Genomic DNA, 17,416 nt, shown 5'->3' on the forward strand with positions numbered 1-17,416 from the left:
AGGATAGGTATGACCGGATTTCGCTGGGAGATAATCTCAGAATACGCGCCGCTATTTATGCAAGGCGCGCTCATGACCATCAAATGCACCATCATCTGTGTCATTTTGGGTACCACCTGGGGTTTATTACTTGGCCTGGGTCGAATGGCGCATGCCGAAGATGGCCCATGGAAACAGGTGCTGCGCTACGCAGTACAGTGGCCGGTGCGCATTTACGTGAGCGCCTTCCGTGGGACGCCGCTGTTTGTGCAAATCATGGTGGTTCACTTCGCGCTGGTGCCGCTATTCATCAACCCGCGTGATGGGATGTTGGTCAGCAGTGGGCTGATGTCGGTGGATTTTGCCCGCGAACTGCGGTCTGAATATGGTGCATTCCTGTCGTGCGTGGTCGCGATTACGCTTAATGCCGGGGCGTATGTTTCTGAGATTTTCCGTGCGGGCATTCAGTCAATCGACAAAGGCCAGATGGAAGCATCGCGCGCGCTGGGAATGGGCTGGGGCAAAACGATGCGCAAAGTTATTTTGCCGCAGGCGTTCCGCCGCATCCTGCCTCCACTGGGCAATAATGCCATCGCCATTGTGAAAGATTCTTCGTTGGCTTCAGCGATTGGCCTGGCAGATTTGGCTTACGCAGCACGTACCGTTTCTGGCGCTTATGCGACATATTGGGAACCCTACCTGACGATCTCATTGGTTTATTGGGTATTAACATTCCTGCTCTCGCTGATGGTGCAACACATGGAAAAGAGGCTTGGCAAAAGTGATTCACGTTAATGATTTACAGAAACAATTTGGCAAAACTCATGTGCTGCGTGGTATTTCATGTGATATCGCGCCACAGGAAGTGGTGTGCGTGATTGGCCCGTCTGGTTCAGGTAAAAGTACTTTTTTACGTTGCCTGAACGCGCTGGAAAAACCGGATGGCGGTGAAGTGGTGGTGAACGGTTTTGCGGTGCACGATCCGAAAACGAACCTCAATACCCTGCGTTCCGGTGTGGGGATGGTCTTTCAGCGCTTTAATTTGTTCCCGCATATGACGGTGCTGGAGAACCTGACGATGGCGCCGATGTCGCTCAAAGGTTTGTCGAAAGCTGAAGCGGTTTCGCGTGCGGAAAAACTACTGCAAAAAGTGGGTCTGATAGACAAAATTGATGCCTGGCCATCGAGCCTTTCTGGTGGACAACAGCAGCGTGTGGCGATTGCGCGTGCGCTGGCAATGGAGCCGTCGATCATTCTGTTTGATGAACCGACCTCAGCACTTGACCCGGAGTTAGTGGGTGAAGTGTTAGCGGTGATGAAGCAACTGGCGCTGGAAGGCATGACGATGGTTATCGTTACCCACGAAATGGGTTTTGCCCGTGAAGTTGCCGATCGTGTGGTGTTTATCGACCAGGGCGTGATTCAGGAACAGGGGCCACCGTCGCAACTGTTTAACAATCCGACTAACCCGCGTACCAAAGAGTTTTTGAGTAAGGTGCTTTAAATTTCGTTCGCTTTCAGGGCTGCCCCTTAGCCCGTTCTCAATTTTGCTGCCCAATTTTGCATTCTGTTATTGGGCAGCTTTTTTTGCTTTAGATAGTCTGCTCATTTTGCTGGAATTTATGCGCAAGCGGCAGCCAGCAGAACAAAATCATCACGCCCATGGCGGTCATTAACATACCAAGGCTGAATTGCCCGGTTTGTGGCAGCAGGGCAGAAAACCACGCCATCGCTCCAGAACCAATGTTTTGCAACCCACCCACTAACGCGCCAGCGGTCCCTGCCAGGAACGGGAATGGCTCCATCGCGCCACTGGTTGCCAGCGGGAATAGCATCCCGGCACCGAAGAAAAACAGCGCCGCAGGCACCAGCAGTGTCCAGATATTCATGAAACCGAGCCAGCCTGGGATCCACATCAGGATGCCCGCAATAAGGCAGCTCAAAACCGCCTGCCACATCAGCGATGAAAAACGGGCATTTTGTCGACCTGCGTACCACGAACCAAAAAATGCCGCCGGAATCGGCAGAATAAACAGAATGCTGACGACAACACCGTTTAGCCCCAGCACGCCGCCCATCAATACGCCGGAGCAGGCTTCGAAGACCGCCACGCCAGCAAGGCCGCCCACCAACATGAGCAAGTAGCAGTTAAACGAGCCGCTACCCAGCAGTGCTTTGTAGCTCGCTACCAGGCGTTGAGGTTTGGCCTGAACGGGTCGAGTTTCTGGCAGCCAGCGCAGCATGCAGATCGCGACAATAATACACAGCACCAGCAGGAAGCCGTAGCAAGTGCGCCAGCCCCAAATGGAATCGAGCATGCCGCCAATCACCGGTGCAATGAGCGGGCTGACAAGGATCCCCATATTTAACAAACTATTGGCCTGGCGAAGCGATGACCCTTCGTACAAATCGCGTGGCATGGTTCGTGCCATGACGCCCGCAACACCGGTTCCCATCCCCTGCAATGCGCTGGCAATCACCAGTGCGGTCAAATTGGTGGTAAACAGCGCCCACACTGTCGCGAGCATAAAGATGCTCATACCCGCCAAAATGACCGGACGGCGGCCAATGCGGTCTGAAATCGGCCCGTAGAAAAGCTGCGATACGCCATAGGTCAGCAAATAGGCTGCCATCACGCGTTGGATCGCGCCGTTGCGAACACCAAAGTCGTGAGCCATATCGGGAATAGACGGAATATAAATGGTTTGCGTCATCTGCCCGACGGCAACCAGAAGAATTAACATCATCAGCAGGTGAATGTTGGCTAATTTTTTCATTGTCTCAGGTGTGTTGTAGGGATTTATGTGCCAATGGTCAGTGTATAAATCTAACTGCGTCTAAAAATCGAGAGGAATCTACCACATAAAGACAATGAAGCCATATGGTGTAATGCTTTTTGATCGGGGATTTAATGGCAGCTTTTAAAGCCTGAACGGCAATTTTTGTTGCCAGCGAAACGGCAACTGAAATTTATTAAAAGGAGGCGGTTTCCCGCCTCCTTTTGATGCGACTTGAAGGCCATGAATTACTTGAAGTATTTCATGGCAACCTCAAGCAGTTGCAACAACGCAACCATGAGTTTCAGAAACAGAATAGCCAGTTCCATCAAGCCCATACGCTTTCTCCTGTGGCCAGGAGCACTGTCAGCCGACGCGCCTTTCCGCTGCCTGTAGTCTGCTGAATTTGTTGAAGTTACGTGGCGTGCTCCTTCGAGGTTAAGGCACTGACGGCACCACCCGTTTCAGCCAGGACTTGTATTCCGCGGCGAATTGCGGCCTCAGAGCGCATCACTTTCAACACAGTCAGTATAAATGTTTTGCTGTATAAAAAAACAGTGTTTTGGTGAAAATGCGAGCATCTTCCCAGGCAGAGAATTTATGGTGTGCTTAAATTAACAGCAAGTGTTTGCGCGGCTATAGGTTTCGTCGTATATTCTGAGGGTTGATGTTGCGTGGTGTGCGAAGCAGTAAATGCGCCAAAAGCACTAAGCAGTAAAAACAAAAGACCTCGCCTCACCAGCGGGGTTTTTTGTTTTTGGTGATGGGGTTTTTAGCTGAGGACAAAGATACGCGCTGCCCACCCTTCAATTAGTTAGAGAATCCTCGCGGAACAGCCTGCCCAAAACCATCGCCACTGTCGGTGCTGTTATCCATTCTGCCTCTGGCTTCTAGCCTTTCTGCCCGCATTTGTTCGCTAATCGCCTTGCGCTGTTCCGGGGTTAAATTTTCACGGTTGTTGAGGGGATCGAGCTGTTGCGAGCGGATAAACTCGTCGGTTTCGGTTGGACCATACGTACGATGCCCGTCATAGCCTGAGGTATCCCTCGTAGCGCAGCCAATAATGGCGAACGGGATAAGCAATAACAGAGCAAATTTGTAAGCCATATTTTTTCCTGTGCCAGCACGATGGATATCGAATTCACGCAGCGTATCACGATAGTTTAGCTGCGACTGTCTGGCGTCACACGATTCGACGAAATCTTTAAACACACTCTTTCACTCCACTTTCCTCCCCAGTTTTCATTTGCGAATTACCCTTAATGAGCGTGCTAATTATTCATCTGCTGAATACTGGAGAGGGACATGATAAAGCATCGTTTTTCCGCATTATTGCTCAGTGCTCTGTTGCTGAGTGCGGGGGCTGTGGCGGCTCAGCCTGATAATGTTATTAGGCCAATTCGTGGAACAATTGATTCGGTGAATGGCAATGAGGTCACAATCACCACCCGTCAGGGGGAGAAGCTCGAGGTCGCTTTGACAGACAAAACCAAGGTGAATAGCGTCAGCAAGGCCAACATCAGCGACATCAAGCCTGATAGTTTTATTGGCACGGCTGCCGTGCAGCAGGCGGATGGTTCGCTGAAAGCGTTGGAGGTGCACGTGTTTTCGCCAGACTTACGTGGCTCAGGCGAAGGGTTTAATCCCTTTGAATCTGCAGACGGCAACGTCAACACGATGACGAACGGTACGGTTGGCAAACTGGTGAATAGCAATGGTCGCACCATGACGGTGAATGTTAAAGACCAGGAGAAAACGGTGATAGTTCCTGACGATGTTCCCGTTGTTTTGATTACCCCAGGAGTGCGGAACCTGCTGCAACCCGGTACCAAAGTGGTGCTGCATGCCGTGAAAGACGATAAAGGCCAACTGGTGGCGCGGGGTATTTCTGCGGGCAGAGACGGGCTGACGCCGCCGATGTGAGTTTTGGCGTTTGTGTTGGACTCAATAGCATTGCCCCGGGAGGTTCCCGGGGCGCGAGCGCATCAATTCTAATGATTAGGACAGTGGGCTCAGCGTAATTTCTACACGGCGGTTCTGCGCCTTACCGTCAGCAGTGCTGTTGCTGGCAATTGGGTTCGCAGGCCCCATGCCCGTTGTACGTACACGGTTTGCTGCAACGCCCTGGGTTATCAGAGCACTGCCCACACCATCGGCACGCTGCTGGGAGAGCTTCATGTTCAAATCATTGCTGCCGGTGCTGTCGGTGTAACCCACGACGTTAACCGCAGTTTTTGGATATTCTTTCAGTACCATCGCCACACCGGTCAGGGTGTTAGCGCCCGCTGGTTTCAGTGTTGCGCTGCTGCTGTCGAAAGTGACGTTGTTTGGCATGTTAAGCACGATATTGTCGCCATTACGCGTTACGCTTACGCCGGTTCCCTGCATTTTTTCACGCAGTTTAGCTTCTTGCACATCCATGTAATAACCAACGCCACCGCCTAATGCAGCGCCTGCTGCGGCACCAATTAATGCACCTTTGCCGCGATCTTTTTTCGATGACGAAAGAGCGCCGACGCCAGCACCTACCAGTGAGCCAATACCTGCTCCAATACCCGATTTACCCGCTTCACGTTCGCCGGTGTATGGGTTGGTAGTACAACCAGAAACTGCTAACGTGCCGCAGACAATAGCGGCAATCATCATGACGCGTTTTTTCATCTTATTTCCTTTGTGAATTAAATAACTCAACCGCATGCTCAGCGGCGGTTGATTATGCCGCGTGAATGTGTAGAAGTTTCTATAGAGTCGTCTGAATTTCTAAATAAAATATTGAGTGGTCAATAGACCGCCACCTGCCCACTACCTGCAAACAGGGGAGCCCGAATTGGCTAGTGCATCTTCATCAAATAAAAAAATTCTAACAGCCGCACACTGGGGTCCGATGCTCGTCGAAACCGACGGGGTACGCGTGATCAGCTCGACGGGCGCACTGGAAACCGGGCATGAGAATTCATTGCAAAGCGCCGTTCCTGACCAGGTTCACAGCAAGGCTCGCGTGCAATTCCCTATGGCCCGCAAAGGATTTCTGGCATCACCTGACGCGCCACAAGGTGTGCGTGGTGAGGACGACTATGTACGGATTAGCTGGGATCAAGCATTACAACTCATTCACCAGCAACATCAACGTATTCGCGAGACTTATGGAGCAGCCTCGATTTTTGCTGGTTCCTACGGCTGGCGTTCCAATGGTGTGCTGCATAAAGCGGCGACGTTATTGCAACGTTATATGAGTCTGGCGGGCGGGTATACCGGGCATCTTGGCGATTATTCTACCGGTGCGGCGCAGGTCATCATGCCGTACGTGGTGGGCTCCAATGAAGTTTACCAGCAACAAACGAGCTGGCCTTTAGTGCTGGAGCATAGTGATGTCGTGGTGTTGTGGAGTGCTAACCCACTGAACACGCTAAAGATTGCGTGGAATGCCAGCGATGAGCAGGGCGTGAAGTATTTCGAACAACTGAGAGACAGCGGCAAAACGGTGATCACCATCGATCCGATGCGATCGGAAACGGTGGATTTCCTCGGTGAAAAAGCACAGTGGATTGCGCCGAATATGGGCACCGATGTGGCGCTGATGCTGGGTATCGCCCATACGTTGGTGATCAATGGCTGGCACGATACGCAATTCCTTGCCCGTTGCACGCACGGTTACGACAAATTTGCGGCTTATCTGTTGGGTGAATCTGACGGCCAGCCAAAAACAGCGCATTGGGCGGCAGAGATTTGCGGCGTACCGGCACAAACCATCGACTCTCTGGCGCGGTTATTCAGTGAAAAACGCACCATGTTGATGGCGGGCTGGGGGATGCAGCGTCAGCAGTACGGCGAGCAAAAACACTGGATGCTGGTAACACTGGCGGCAATGCTTGGGCAGATTGGTACGCCAGGCGGCGGATTTGGGCTTTCATATCACTTTGCGAACGGCGGTAATCCGACACGTCGTGCTGCGGTACTGGGATCCCTGCAAGGCTCGGTGAAAAACGGTATTGATGCCGTGGAAAAAATCCCGGTGGCGCGCATCGTCGAAGCGCTGGAAAACCCAGGCGGCGAGTATCAGCATAATGGGCTGCAAAAAACCTTCCCGGATATTCGAATGCTGTGGTGGGCGGGCGGTGCCAATTTCACCCATCATCAGGACACTAACCGTCTGATCAAAGCCTGGCAGAAGCCGGAGCTGGTGGTGATTTCCGAGTGCTTCTGGACGGCTGCGGCTAAACACGCGGATATTGTCCTGCCGATCACCACATCCTTTGAGCGCAATGATTTGACGATGACTGGCGATTACAGCAACCAGCATCTGGTGCCAATGAAGCAAGTCATTTCACCTCAGGGTGAAGCACGTAATGATTTTGATGTTTTTGCGCAGCTCAGCGCATTGTGGGAAGAAGAGGGCGCGACACGTTTCACTGAAGGGAAAACCGAGCTGCAATGGCTGGAAGAGTTCTATGAAATCGCGCGTAAGCGTGGAGCCGCTCAGCAGGTAGAATTGCCTGATTTCCAACAGTTCTGGGATGCTAACCAACTGATAGAAATGCCAGAAAGTGAGAAGAATGCCGCTTTCATTCGTTTTGCTGATTTCCGCGAGGATCCGCAGGCTAACCCGTTAAAAACCCCTAGCGGAAAAATTGAAATTTTTTCCGAGCGCATTGCCAGTTTTGCTTATGCTGACTGTCCAGCGCACCCGACCTGGCTTGCTCCGGATGAATGGCAGGGCAATGCTGAGCCTGGCCAGCTCCAACTGCTTTCGTCGCACCCGGCGCACCGTTTGCACAGCCAACTGAACTATGCGGCATTACGCGAAAAATACGCTATTGCCGGACGCGAGCCGTTAACACTGCATCCCAAAGATGCCGCAGAACGTGGCATCGCCGATGGGGATTTGGTACGAGTCTGGAATGCGCGTGGGCAGGTGTTGGTTGGGGCGTTAGTGACGGAGGGTATCAAGCCGGGCGTGGTCTGTATTCATCAGGGAGCATGGCCGGATTTAGATGACCGGAAACTGTGTAAAAACGGTGCGGTAAACGTACTGACGCTGGATATACCGACTTCGCGGCTGGCCAATGGCTGTGCCGCGAATTCATCGCTGGTGTGGGCCGAAAAGTATCTCGGCCCAGTGCCGGAAGTCACAGCGTTTCTCCCTCCTGCCAGCTCATAATCCACGTCGGGTGGTGCGTTTCATTTTGCCAGGCGCTTTCTTCAATGCGAAAGCCCTGGTGATGATAAAAATGCACTGCCCGATGATTCATCTGGTAAACCTCAAGGCTCAGCGCTGAAAAGTGCGTTTTGACGTGTGCCATCAACGCCTGTCCAATCCCTTTGCCGATGAACGGTTCACTCACAAACAGCGCACCAATAAAGTGTGAGTCCAGCACGCTGATAAATCCCACTATTTTGTCATTTTCGACATAAACCCAGGTCATTGATTGCGGAATATAGACATTCCGGACTATCGACTCACTTTCATGCCAGTAACGCTCGCGAATAAACGGATGTGCCTGAATGGTGCTGGCAAGCCAAATATCGATCAGCTCATCCATTTCATCCGACTGCATACGGCGAATCATTTCAGGTTATCTGGGTGGCAGAAACAGCTCGTCACATGGTCGTTAACCAGACCACAGGCCTGCATAAATGAGTAGCAAATCGTCGAGCCTACAAATTTGAAGCCGCGTTTTTTCAGTGCTTTGGAGAGCGCGTCTGAAGCGGGTGTGGTGGTTGGGATTTCATCAAGCGTGGCGGCTTTCGTCACTTGCGCCTGATTGTCGACAAACGACCAGACAAACTCAGGGAATTTTTCGCCGTTCGCTTCCATCGCCAGGTATGCTTTCGCGTTATTGATTATAGCTTCAATTTTTCCGCGATGACGGATGATGCTTGCGTCCTGAACCAACAGATCGACATCGTCTGACTGCAATAATGCTACCGCTTGCGGGTCGAAATTTTTAAAGCAGCGACGATAGTTTTCGCGCTTTTTCAACACGGTAATCCATGACAAACCGGCCTGCTGTCCTTCAAGGCAGATCATCTCGAAAAGATGTTGTCCATCAGTGACCGGCACGCCCCATTCTTTATCGTGATATTCCATGTAAAGCGGGTCCTGGGATACCCATCCACAACGCAACATACGTTTCTCCTTTGATGAAATTTCTCGTGCCAACTTGACGTGCCAGATAAAGAGACAATAGTTAATTCAGGGCTATCCCTTACATACTTCAAGTCGCCTATTTGTTGGCTGCGTTTGCTCACCCGAATAAGCTCATCGGGATTCGCTCACTTGCTGCCTCGATGCACCTTGAATTATTTTTGGGCTATCCGCAAGCCCGCCAAAAAGACTAAAAATATCGCCGGATTTGGCTCTTTCCTGGAGTCGCATTAATGATAATAAAACTACGCAGTGGTCACCGTGTCACTCTCACCACGGTGCTGGCTTTATGTTGTCTTACCTATGCTACGAATGTATTTGCCTGGCAACAAGAATATGTTGTTGAGGATGCACCGGGCGAAACACAGGATCGTTATACCTGGGACAGCAGTCACCAACCAAGTTATAACGATATTCTCGCAGAACGGATTAATTCTTCTTTTACCTCCCAAAACCAGGAGGGGCTGTCGCTCGTTTCTGGTAACGATAGCGTTAGCGCTGATAACTCACTTTTGGGTATCGGCTGGAATATTAGTTTGCCTGGAAATATCACTACAGGGCCGACCGCAAAGTACCGCTGGGACGGTTCATCGACAGGGATTTATAACGAATACGGTGATTCGGTTGTCGGGTCTGGATTTAACGATCAACTTTGGCATGCCAGCGTGTCTAGCGTGGGCTGGCGGCTGGATTCGTCGCTCGGCTACCTGCACCCGTGGGCACAGATAAGTTACAACCACCAGTACGGCGAAAACCTGTGGAAAGCCCAGTCAGGGCTGAGGGCGAATGTTGCGTCAGGCCAGGATAGCAACTGGATTGATGTCACCGTCGGTGCGGATATGCCAATCGGTAAAAATATGGCGGCGTTTGCTTCGTTGTCACAAGCCGAAGGTGTCACCACGGGCGAAACCTATATTTATAACCTTGGCGTCAGCGCAAGGTTCTGATCATTCATTTAACCTTGTGCTGGTATATTTAACATTTAATTATCAGCATTTACGCCATTTATAGCGATAGTAAGCACTAACCGTTCAAAGAATTAATCTAACGTCCAGGTCATTCATTCCCTTTCAGTGGCATTTCATTCCGCCCTGAGTGCATCTCATGCCTTTTTCTCCTGGAATAAAATGCACTTCGTTACTCTTAGCGGCAGAAGATTTCTCTTAAATTTTGCGGACATCTGCCATGAATAATGCCAACTACAACCGTACACGCTGGTTAACGCTAATCGGCACCATCATTACTCAGTTTGCACTGGGTTCCGTTTACACCTGGAGTCTGTTCAATAGCGCGTTGTCGCAAAAACTGGGTGAGCCTATCAGCCAGGTCGCATTCTCCTTTGGTTTGTTAAGCCTCGGCCTTGCGATCTCTTCCTCAGTGGCAGGCAAACTGCAGGAACGTTTCGGTGTGCGTAACGTGACGATGGCTGCGGGTGTGCTGTTGGGTGTTGGCTTCTTCCTGACCGCTCACTCCGATAACCTGCTGATGTTATGGCTGAGCGCCGGTGTGCTGGTGGGCCTGGCGGATGGCGCAGGTTACCTGTTAACTCTCTCCAACTGCGTGAAGTGGTTCCCTGAGCGTAAAGGCCTGATTTCCGCATTCGCCATTGGTTCCTACGGCCTTGGTAGCTTAGGTTTTAAATACATCGACACTCATTTGCTGGCGACTGTAGGCCTTGAAAGCACCTTCATGATTTGGGGTGGCCTGGCGATGGTGATGATTCTTCTCGGTTCAATGCTGATGAAAGATGCGCCATTGCAGGAAGTGAAAACAGCGAGCGGCGTGGCTGAAAAAGATTACACACTGGCAGAGTCTATGCGTCAGCCACAATACTGGATGCTGGCAATTATGTTCCTGACAGCCTGCATGAGTGGTCTGTATGTGATTGGTGTAGCAAAAGATATCGCACAGGGTATGGTGCATTTGACTGCTGAAGCTGCGGCTAACGCAGTGACTGTTATCGCCATTGCTAACCTGAGTGGTCGTTTAGTTCTGGGTATTTTGTCCGATAAAATTGCCCGGATCCGCGTTATTACTATCGGCCAGGTCATTTCTTTAGTCGGTATGGCGGCACTGTTGTTCGCCCCACTCAACGAAGCGACTTTCTTTGCCGCGATTGCTTGTGTAGCCTTTAACTTCGGCGGCACCATCACCGTTTATCCATCACTGGTCAGTGAGTTCTTTGGTCTGAATAACCTGACTAAAAACTACGGTGTGATTTACCTGGGTTTCGGTATCGGTAGCATCTGCGGTTCGATTATCGCCTCTGTGTTCGGCGGCTTCTATGTCACCTTCTGCGTCATCTTCGCGCTGCTGATTTTGTCCCTGGCAATTTCCACGACTATCCGCCAGCCAGCACGAGAAGTCTTGCAAGAAGCTCACGCTTGATAGCGAGCCATTAATGCCGCAAACCATGCCGCCGGGACGTTATACGGCGGCATCATTAATTGTGAAATCCCTTGTTCGATAATACTTTCTGCCTGAATCCTTAACTGCTCATTCCCTCGCTCCAGTCCTGCCAACTGAATCCGTTTTTCAATCAAATAGACCCGGGCAAAATGTGGGTCATAGCGTAAAATTTCACGCGTGTTATCAATGATGTCCGCGATTTTAATGGTTTGCGCTTCGCCACTGGCATTGGCGGTATGCAGGAAATGGGCGCGTTTACGCGTCATGCGGTTGGTGCCAGGGTGCTGTTCGGGGTTTGTCACCATGGCAACAAGCATCGCGACGTCTGGCCCAAAGTGTTCCTGAATATCGACAATCGTGCTGCCGGTGTCCTCTACTGTATCGTGTAACCAGGCCGCAGCAAGCATCTCCTCAACCAGCGACACGCTTCTGACCAGTTCCACCACGGCGGCGGGATGAACAATGTATGGCTCAAGTGTATATTTGCGACGCTGATCGCAAGCTGCATGGGCCTTAGCGGCATATCGGCGTGCGCGTTCTTCCAGTGACAACATGATTTCCCCTCCGCATCACCCGTATTGGCTCATGTGCCCCACAACCCGGTCGTGACGCCTGGTTTTTGTTGTGCCTTTTAAAAAGGTAAATCAGGCTAGAGATATGTAAACAACATATCGAATCGCGATTTTTGTCGATACTTTTTCTCCACCCTATGCTCTACTAATTCGCACAAAAAATTGGCTAAGAATCGTCCTGATTCGGACTTTATTTTTTCATTACTCAGAATTTTACAAGTTAAAGAGAGTCTGAGTGATGCTTATGACATTTCTTCTTTTGCACCATTTCTTCGGACAACTGCATGAATTACGTTAAATCGATGACCCAGCAGAAGCTGTGCTTCCTGTTAGCGGTATACATCGGACTATTTTTAAACCTTTCGGTTTTTTATCATCGTTTTGAAGGATTCATTCGGGAATTTAGCGGCTTTAAAGCATTTTCTATGTTGGCTGAAGTCGCTGCATGCGTGCTGGTCACTTTCTTCTTACTCCGTCTGTTGTCGCTATTTGGCCGCACGGTTTGGCGAATTCTCGCATCACTGATTGTGGTGGTCTCTGTCGCCGCAAGCTACTACATGACGTTACTCAACGTTGTTATTGGCTACGGGATCATTGCGTCGGTAATGACTACCGATATCGACCTTTCTAAAGAGATTGTCGGCTATCAGTTTGTCATGTGGATGATTTTGGTCAGCGTTATCCCGCTGGCGTTGATTTGGGGAAGTAATACCCGCGACACCTTGCTTCATCAGTTAAAAACACCAGGCCAACGCATCAAGAATGTGGCTATTGTGCTGCTGGCAGGGTTGATGGTTTGGGCGCCTTTGCGTTTACTGGATAAACAACAAAACCGTTCTGAGAAACGCTCGACCGTTGATATGCCAAGCTATGGCGGTGTGGTCGCTAACTCCTATCTGCCGTCTAACTGGGTTTCCGCTTTGGGTCTTTTTGCCTGGGCTCAGGCCGATGAATCGACAGATAACAACTCGTTGATGAATCCGGCGAAAAAGTTCACCTATGTCGCACCAAAAGAGCTGGATGATACCTATGTCGTGTTTGTGATTGGCGAAACGACGCGCTGGGATCATATGGGGATTTTGGGTTATGACCGTGATACCACGCCAAAACTCGCCAAAGAGAAAAACCTCGTCGCTTTCCGTGGGGAATCCTGCGATACCGCGACCAAACTTTCGCTGCGCTGCATGTTTGTGCGTGAAGGTGGAGCGGAAGACAACCCGCAACGGACGTTAAAAGAACAAAACGTGTTTGCCGTACTCAAGCAACTGGGTTTTAGCTCCGAGCTGTTTGCGATGCAAAGTGAAGTGTGGTTCTACGGTAATACCATGGCAGATAACTTCTCTTATCGTGAGCAAATCGCCGCTGAGCCACGGAACAGTGGCAAACAAGTCGACGATATGTTGCTGGTTGAGGAGATGAAGCGTTCGGTTGATAAGCATCCAGATGGCAAGCATCTGATTGTGCTGCACACCAAAGGTTCACACTTCTCTTACGTGCAACGCTATCCGCGCAGCTTCGCTAAATGGGCTCCTGAGTGCGTCAGTATTGATTCAGAGTGCAGTAAAGAGCAGCTGATTAACGCATTCGATAACTCAGTGCTCTATACCGATACGGTGCTGGATAGTGTGATTTCTCAGTTGCGTGATAAGCGGGCGATTATTTTCTACGCCTCGGATCATGGTGAATCGATTGATGAGAAAAAGCATTTGCATGGTACGCCACGTAAAATGGCACCGCCTGAGCAATTCCGTGTTCCGTTGTTAGTTTGGGCTTCAGATAAATATCTGGAAAACCCAGACCGCGCGCGTGAATTTGAATACATGCAGGAACAGGCGAAAATGAAAGTGCCGCACCGTCATGTAGAGTTGTACGACACGATTCTGGGTTGCCTGGGTTACACGTCGCCAGACGGCGGTATTAACCAGAATAACAACTGGTGTCATGTGCCGCAGAAGGCCGTACAGTAACTTTTTCGCCACATATGCTGGAAATTGAATCAAACGGACATAATTTTAAGTATCAGGGATTGACGGCTAAAACGGTGCGCAGTAAGATGCGCTCCGCATTCGGCGAGTAGCGCAGCTTGGTAGCGCAACTGGTTTGGGACCAGTGGGTCGGAGGTTCGAATCCTCTCTCGCCGACCAAATTTAGAAAAAGCCAACCTTCGGGTTGGCTTTTTTGCATCTGAAGTTTGAAGAGGATGAGAACCTCCTCACTAGCTCAAATCATTAAAACTGCTGACAACCCTGTTATAGGCCCGGATCACTCTTCCCGCAGAGCCTTTGACCATCCATTCAGTCATACCGCCAATTTGGGCCTTTTCACCTTCGCTATAAGCAACGTGACTTTGTTGTCGCTGAATGCGTTCTGCGACTAAATTGCTGTATTGGCTTGCAGAGTCGAGCAGGAAGCTATAACGAATAAGGCTGGCATTGTCTGATGACGGCGCTGCTTTATAGCATTCTTGTGCCTTCGCAATCAGCGAATTGAGTGCCGCCACTTGTAATAGTGCTTCTTGCGGGATAAACGTTTCTTTGCTCACTATTTCTGTCGTTTTATCGGCCTGGATAATAATAGCGAGAGAATAATAGACTAATGTTTTGTCCTGGCTTTTTTCTATCTCAGAAAGTTTGTTCTGGAGATTTTGAATATTATTTCTGGCTGAACTGCTACTCCAGAAGGGATAAGTTCCATTCTGAATATTAGCCGGGACCTTCGGTGGGGCATAGCATTGTGCGTTCCTGATGTGAGCCTGTTCAGAAGAGATACTGGCAGAAACGTCCTGCTGCTTATCATCACATCCTGAAAGAAATAACACTGTGAATAAACCATTCATAAAAACATGAAGCATTCTCTTGTTAATATATTTCATGTGTGAGTGCATACTAATTCCTGGCGGAAAGAGTTGACGGTATTAATAATGCTATTACCCAGTCAAGGATTCTTGCGTATATGTCTTAAAATGGACTTATTAAGCATGGTAAATATTAAGGCATATTCTATTGGCTATTTACGTTTTATTTTTTTATTCCAATAGCACTTAAAAATAGCGTTCTTGTTATTTGTTCAATTTAAACGCTCTCTTCCTGAACGGAGTAAAACAGCCTGTTTGGTGACTCAAAATGGCTTTACCTTTCTGTTTACGTTGTATCCTCCTCGGGAGGACGATTTTGTGACATTTTCCATCGTATTTTGTTATGGAAAATAGTGGTTTTTTACCCCGATGCTTATGTTTCAACCCAGCATGATTCGCTGTAGGAGATATGGATCACAAAACATATCGTTCAGATAATCAGCATTCGGCAAGAAATTTTACAAAATAGACACAACTGAATACGGCTGTAGCTCGTCTTTTAAGCAGTGTAATATTCTAGAAACATAGCCGTAGCATAAATTTCCCTGCTGGAAATAGAGTGACTGGCTTTTTTTTAACTTTGTTCGCTGTTTCTCACCTCGGTTGTAAATCCCCGTTACCTATATTGACGTTTTACTCATCTATTGACAGATTGTAGGGCGTGAGGGGCAAATTATGGACAGTCCGCACTACCACACAGCTAGCCTGACGAAGGGAAACCCTGGCCTCACCATCGCCTCCGGGCACACCGAACAGACCGCACTCATATAACAAAGGTCTAACGGATAAAAACAACACGACATATGTCCCAATAGATTTCTTGTTGCAGTGTGACGGCAATTGAACAAAACATCGGAGCTTACTTGGGTAAGTGACGGCGTTAGTGCAAGGCAGCCTACAAAGCTTCGGCAAGAAAGATGAAGGGAACATCACAACGGAGCAGAAGAATGAGTCTTTCCTTGAAGAAGTCAGGGATGCTGAAATTTGGTCTGAGCCTGGTGGCACTGACCGTAGCAGCTAGCGTTCAGGCAAAAACCCTGGTTTATTGCTCAGAAGGTTCCCCAGAAGGTTTTAACCCTCAGTTGTTCACCTCTGGTACTACGTACGATGCCAGCTCAGTGCCAATTTATAACCGTCTGGTTGAGTTCAAAATCGGCACCACTGAAATCATTCCTGGTCTTGCTGAAAAGTGGGAAGTGAGTGAGGACGGTAAAACTTATACCTTCCATCTTCGCCAGGGCGTGAAGTGGCAGGACAACAAAGATTTCAAACCAACGCGTGACTTAAATGCTGACGACGTTGTGTTCTCCTTTGATCGCCAGAAAAATGCAAACAACCCGTACCATAAAGTCTCTGGCGGCAGCTACGAATACTTTGAAGGTATGGGCTTGCCTGACCTGATCAGCGAAGTTAAGAAAGTAGACGACAAGACCGTTCAGTTCGTGCTGGCGCGCCCGGAAGCTCCATTCCTTGCCGACCTTGCCATGGACTTCGCGTCTATTCTGTCTAAAGAATATGCCGACAACATGATGAAAGCCGGCACGCCGGAAAAAACTGACCTGAACCCAATCGGTACCGGTCCGTTCCAGCTGCTGCAATACCAGAAAGACTCCCGCATTCTGTACAAAGCGTTCCCAGGCTACTGGGGTACTAAGCCGCAGATCGACCGTCTGGTGTTCTCTATCACTCCAGATGCTTCTGTGCGTTACGCGAAACTGCAGAAAAACGAGTGCCAGGTTATGCCATACCCGAACCCGGCTGATATCGCTCGTATGAAAGAAGATAAGAGCATTAGTTTGATGGAACAGGCTGGCCTGAACGTAGGCTATCTGTCCTTCAACACCGAGAAGAAACCGTTTGATGATGCGAAAGTGCGTCAGGCGCTGACTTACGCGGTAAACAAAGATGCGATCATCAAAGCGGTTTATCAGGGCGCAGGCACTGCGGCTAAAAACCTGATCCCACCAACCATGTGGGGCTACAACGATGACGTGAAAGACTACACCTACGATCCTGAGAAAGCGAAAGCGCTGCTGAAAGAATCCGGCCACGCTGACGGCTTCACCGTTGATCTGTGGGCAATGCCGGTACAACGTCCGTACAACCCGAACGCTCGCCGTATGGCTGAGATGATTCAGGCTGACTGGGCGAAAGTGGGCGTGACTGCCAAGATCGTTACTTACGAGTGGGGCGAGTACCTCAAACGTGCGAAAGCAGGTGAGCATCAGGCTGTGATGATGGGCTGGACCGGCGACAATGGGGATCCGGACAACTTCTTCGCGACTCTGTTTAGCTGTAATGCGGCGAAAGACGGGTCTAACTACTCTCGCTGGTGCTACAAGCCGTTTGAAGACCTGATTCAGCCTGCGCGTGCAACAGACGATCACAACAAGCGTATCGAGCTGTACAAGCAAGCTCAGGTCGTGATGCATGACCAGGCTCCGGCGCTGATCATCGCTCACTCCACGGTATACGAGCCAGTGCGCAAAGAAGTGAAAGGTTACGTGGTTGACCCATTGGGCAAACACCACTTCGAAAACGTGTCTGTCGAATAAGTACGAATAATAAGTACCGCCCCTCACCCCGACCCTCTCCCTGAGGGAGAGGGAGAAGATCGAGGTCTTTTTCCCTCTCCAGAGGAGAGCGGGGTGACTGGGGGTTTTTCCCCTCTCCTGGGGGA

Annotated in this window: 16 protein-coding genes and 1 tRNA gene; 9 read left to right on the forward strand and 8 right to left on the reverse strand. The window is 50.0% G+C overall.

The window, feature by feature from the left end:
* Positions 1-9 precede the first annotated feature (9 nt).
* Entirely contained in the window at positions 10-774 is a 765-nt protein-coding gene (locus tag BSPA111_RS15565) for an amino acid ABC transporter permease (protein ID WP_183272070.1), read from the forward strand.
* Positions 761-1,483, forward strand: a complete 723-nt coding sequence (locus tag BSPA111_RS15570; RefSeq protein WP_183272354.1) for an amino acid ABC transporter ATP-binding protein — start codon at positions 761-763, stop codon at positions 1,481-1,483. Before BSPA111_RS15565 ends, BSPA111_RS15570 begins: the two co-directional genes overlap by 14 nt.
* An 88-nt stretch (positions 1,484-1,571) precedes the next feature.
* On the opposite strand, the gene emrD is transcribed toward BSPA111_RS15570, so the two are convergent.
* The 3 genes from emrD to BSPA111_RS15585 form a co-directional block, all read right to left on the reverse strand.
* The gene (emrD, locus tag BSPA111_RS15575; RefSeq protein ID WP_183272071.1) at positions 1,572-2,756 is read right to left on the reverse strand and encodes a multidrug efflux MFS transporter EmrD; all 1,185 of its coding nucleotides are present in this window, start codon (positions 2,754-2,756) and stop codon (positions 1,572-1,574) included.
* Positions 2,757-3,004: 248 nt separating this feature from the next.
* Positions 3,005-3,094 carry a type I toxin-antitoxin system toxin TisB gene (locus BSPA111_RS15580; protein WP_122974051.1) on the reverse strand — a complete coding sequence of 30 codons (90 nt, stop codon included), beginning with the start codon at positions 3,092-3,094 and terminating at the stop codon, positions 3,005-3,007.
* A 472-nt stretch (positions 3,095-3,566) separates the two neighbouring features.
* The gene (locus BSPA111_RS15585) at positions 3,567-3,968 is read right to left on the reverse strand and encodes a hypothetical protein (protein ID WP_255459292.1); all 402 of its coding nucleotides are present in this window, start codon (positions 3,966-3,968) and stop codon (positions 3,567-3,569) included.
* A 93-nt stretch (positions 3,969-4,061) separates the two neighbouring features.
* On the opposite strand from BSPA111_RS15585, the gene BSPA111_RS15590 reads away from it, so the two are divergent.
* Complete coding sequence (locus BSPA111_RS15590; RefSeq protein ID WP_183272072.1) at positions 4,062-4,679, forward strand: hypothetical protein; 618 nt, start codon at positions 4,062-4,064, stop codon at positions 4,677-4,679.
* A gap of 75 nt (positions 4,680-4,754) precedes the next feature.
* On the opposite strand, the gene BSPA111_RS15595 is transcribed toward BSPA111_RS15590, so the two are convergent.
* Positions 4,755-5,417 (reverse strand): OmpA family lipoprotein, encoded by a 663-nt coding sequence (locus BSPA111_RS15595; RefSeq protein WP_183272073.1) that lies wholly within the window; start codon positions 5,415-5,417, stop codon positions 4,755-4,757.
* A 166-nt stretch (positions 5,418-5,583) separates the two neighbouring features.
* On the opposite strand from BSPA111_RS15595, the gene BSPA111_RS15600 reads away from it, so the two are divergent.
* On the forward strand, positions 5,584-7,914 hold the full coding sequence (locus BSPA111_RS15600; protein WP_255459293.1) for a molybdopterin guanine dinucleotide-containing S/N-oxide reductase: 2,331 nt from the start codon (positions 5,584-5,586) through the stop codon (positions 7,912-7,914).
* Here the strand turns inward: BSPA111_RS15600 and BSPA111_RS15605 are convergent.
* Positions 7,883-8,323 (reverse strand): N-acetyltransferase, encoded by a 441-nt coding sequence (locus BSPA111_RS15605; RefSeq protein ID WP_183272074.1) that lies wholly within the window; start codon positions 8,321-8,323, stop codon positions 7,883-7,885. The genes BSPA111_RS15600 and BSPA111_RS15605 overlap by 32 nt on opposite strands.
* Positions 8,320-8,883, reverse strand: coding sequence for a DNA-3-methyladenine glycosylase I (gene tag / locus BSPA111_RS15610; protein ID WP_183272075.1), 564 nt, complete (start codon positions 8,881-8,883; stop codon positions 8,320-8,322). Before tag ends, BSPA111_RS15605 begins: the two co-directional genes overlap by 4 nt.
* Before the next feature lie 251 nt (positions 8,884-9,134).
* On the opposite strand from tag, the gene BSPA111_RS15615 reads away from it, so the two are divergent.
* On the forward strand, positions 9,135-9,848 hold the full coding sequence (locus BSPA111_RS15615) for an autotransporter domain-containing protein (RefSeq protein ID WP_183272076.1): 714 nt from the start codon (positions 9,135-9,137) through the stop codon (positions 9,846-9,848).
* Between the two features lie 238 nt (positions 9,849-10,086).
* On the forward strand, positions 10,087-11,289 hold the full coding sequence (locus BSPA111_RS15620; protein ID WP_183272077.1) for an MFS transporter: 1,203 nt from the start codon (positions 10,087-10,089) through the stop codon (positions 11,287-11,289).
* Here the strand turns inward: BSPA111_RS15620 and BSPA111_RS15625 are convergent.
* Positions 11,280-11,864 carry an HD domain-containing protein gene (locus BSPA111_RS15625; protein ID WP_183272078.1) on the reverse strand — a complete coding sequence of 195 codons (585 nt, stop codon included), beginning with the start codon at positions 11,862-11,864 and terminating at the stop codon, positions 11,280-11,282. The genes BSPA111_RS15620 and BSPA111_RS15625 overlap by 10 nt on opposite strands.
* Before the next feature lie 302 nt (positions 11,865-12,166).
* Here BSPA111_RS15625 and eptB point away from each other — a divergent pair, with 302 nt between their 5' ends.
* Positions 12,167-13,849 (forward strand): kdo(2)-lipid A phosphoethanolamine 7''-transferase, encoded by a 1,683-nt coding sequence (gene eptB / locus BSPA111_RS15630; RefSeq protein ID WP_183272079.1) that lies wholly within the window; start codon positions 12,167-12,169, stop codon positions 13,847-13,849.
* Positions 13,850-13,949: 100 nt separating this feature from the next.
* Positions 13,950-14,026: transfer RNA gene (locus tag BSPA111_RS15635), tRNA-Pro, on the forward strand.
* Positions 14,027-14,097: 71 nt separating this feature from the next.
* Here BSPA111_RS15635 and BSPA111_RS15640 read toward each other — a convergent pair.
* On the reverse strand, positions 14,098-14,766 hold the full coding sequence (locus tag BSPA111_RS15640; RefSeq protein ID WP_183272080.1) for a DUF3829 domain-containing protein: 669 nt from the start codon (positions 14,764-14,766) through the stop codon (positions 14,098-14,100).
* Between the two features lie 917 nt (positions 14,767-15,683).
* Here BSPA111_RS15640 and dppA point away from each other — a divergent pair.
* The gene (gene dppA, locus BSPA111_RS15645; RefSeq protein WP_183272081.1) at positions 15,684-17,291 is read left to right on the forward strand and encodes a dipeptide ABC transporter periplasmic-binding protein DppA; all 1,608 of its coding nucleotides are present in this window, start codon (positions 15,684-15,686) and stop codon (positions 17,289-17,291) included.
* Positions 17,292-17,416 lie beyond the last annotated feature (125 nt).

The sequence above is a fragment of the Buttiauxella sp. A111 genome (genome assembly GCF_014189855.1).
Taxonomy (GTDB): Bacteria; Pseudomonadota; Gammaproteobacteria; order Enterobacterales; family Enterobacteriaceae; genus Buttiauxella; species Buttiauxella selenatireducens.

Coding starts and splice junctions, on each gene's coding strand:
- BSPA111_RS15595 (WP_183272073.1), bottom strand. CDS start 5,417: ATGAAAAAACGCGTCATGATGATTGCCGCTATTGTCTGCGGCACGTTA.
- tag (WP_183272075.1), bottom strand. CDS start 8,883: ATGTTGCGTTGTGGATGGGTATCCCAGGACCCGCTTTACATGGAATAT.
- BSPA111_RS15580 (WP_122974051.1), bottom strand. CDS start 3,094: ATGGGCTTGATGGAACTGGCTATTCTGTTTCTGAAACTCATGGTTGCG.
- BSPA111_RS15615 (WP_183272076.1), top strand. CDS start 9,135: ATGATAATAAAACTACGCAGTGGTCACCGTGTCACTCTCACCACGGTG.
- BSPA111_RS15565 (WP_183272070.1), top strand. CDS start 10: ATGACCGGATTTCGCTGGGAGATAATCTCAGAATACGCGCCGCTATTT.
- BSPA111_RS15590 (WP_183272072.1), top strand. CDS start 4,062: ATGATAAAGCATCGTTTTTCCGCATTATTGCTCAGTGCTCTGTTGCTG.
- dppA (WP_183272081.1), top strand. CDS start 15,684: ATGAGTCTTTCCTTGAAGAAGTCAGGGATGCTGAAATTTGGTCTGAGC.
- BSPA111_RS15620 (WP_183272077.1), top strand. CDS start 10,087: ATGAATAATGCCAACTACAACCGTACACGCTGGTTAACGCTAATCGGC.
- BSPA111_RS15605 (WP_183272074.1), bottom strand. CDS start 8,323: ATGATTCGCCGTATGCAGTCGGATGAAATGGATGAGCTGATCGATATT.
- eptB (WP_183272079.1), top strand. CDS start 12,167: ATGAATTACGTTAAATCGATGACCCAGCAGAAGCTGTGCTTCCTGTTA.
- emrD (WP_183272071.1), bottom strand. CDS start 2,756: ATGAAAAAATTAGCCAACATTCACCTGCTGATGATGTTAATTCTTCTG.
- BSPA111_RS15625 (WP_183272078.1), bottom strand. CDS start 11,864: ATGTTGTCACTGGAAGAACGCGCACGCCGATATGCCGCTAAGGCCCAT.
- BSPA111_RS15640 (WP_183272080.1), bottom strand. CDS start 14,766: ATGCACTCACACATGAAATATATTAACAAGAGAATGCTTCATGTTTTT.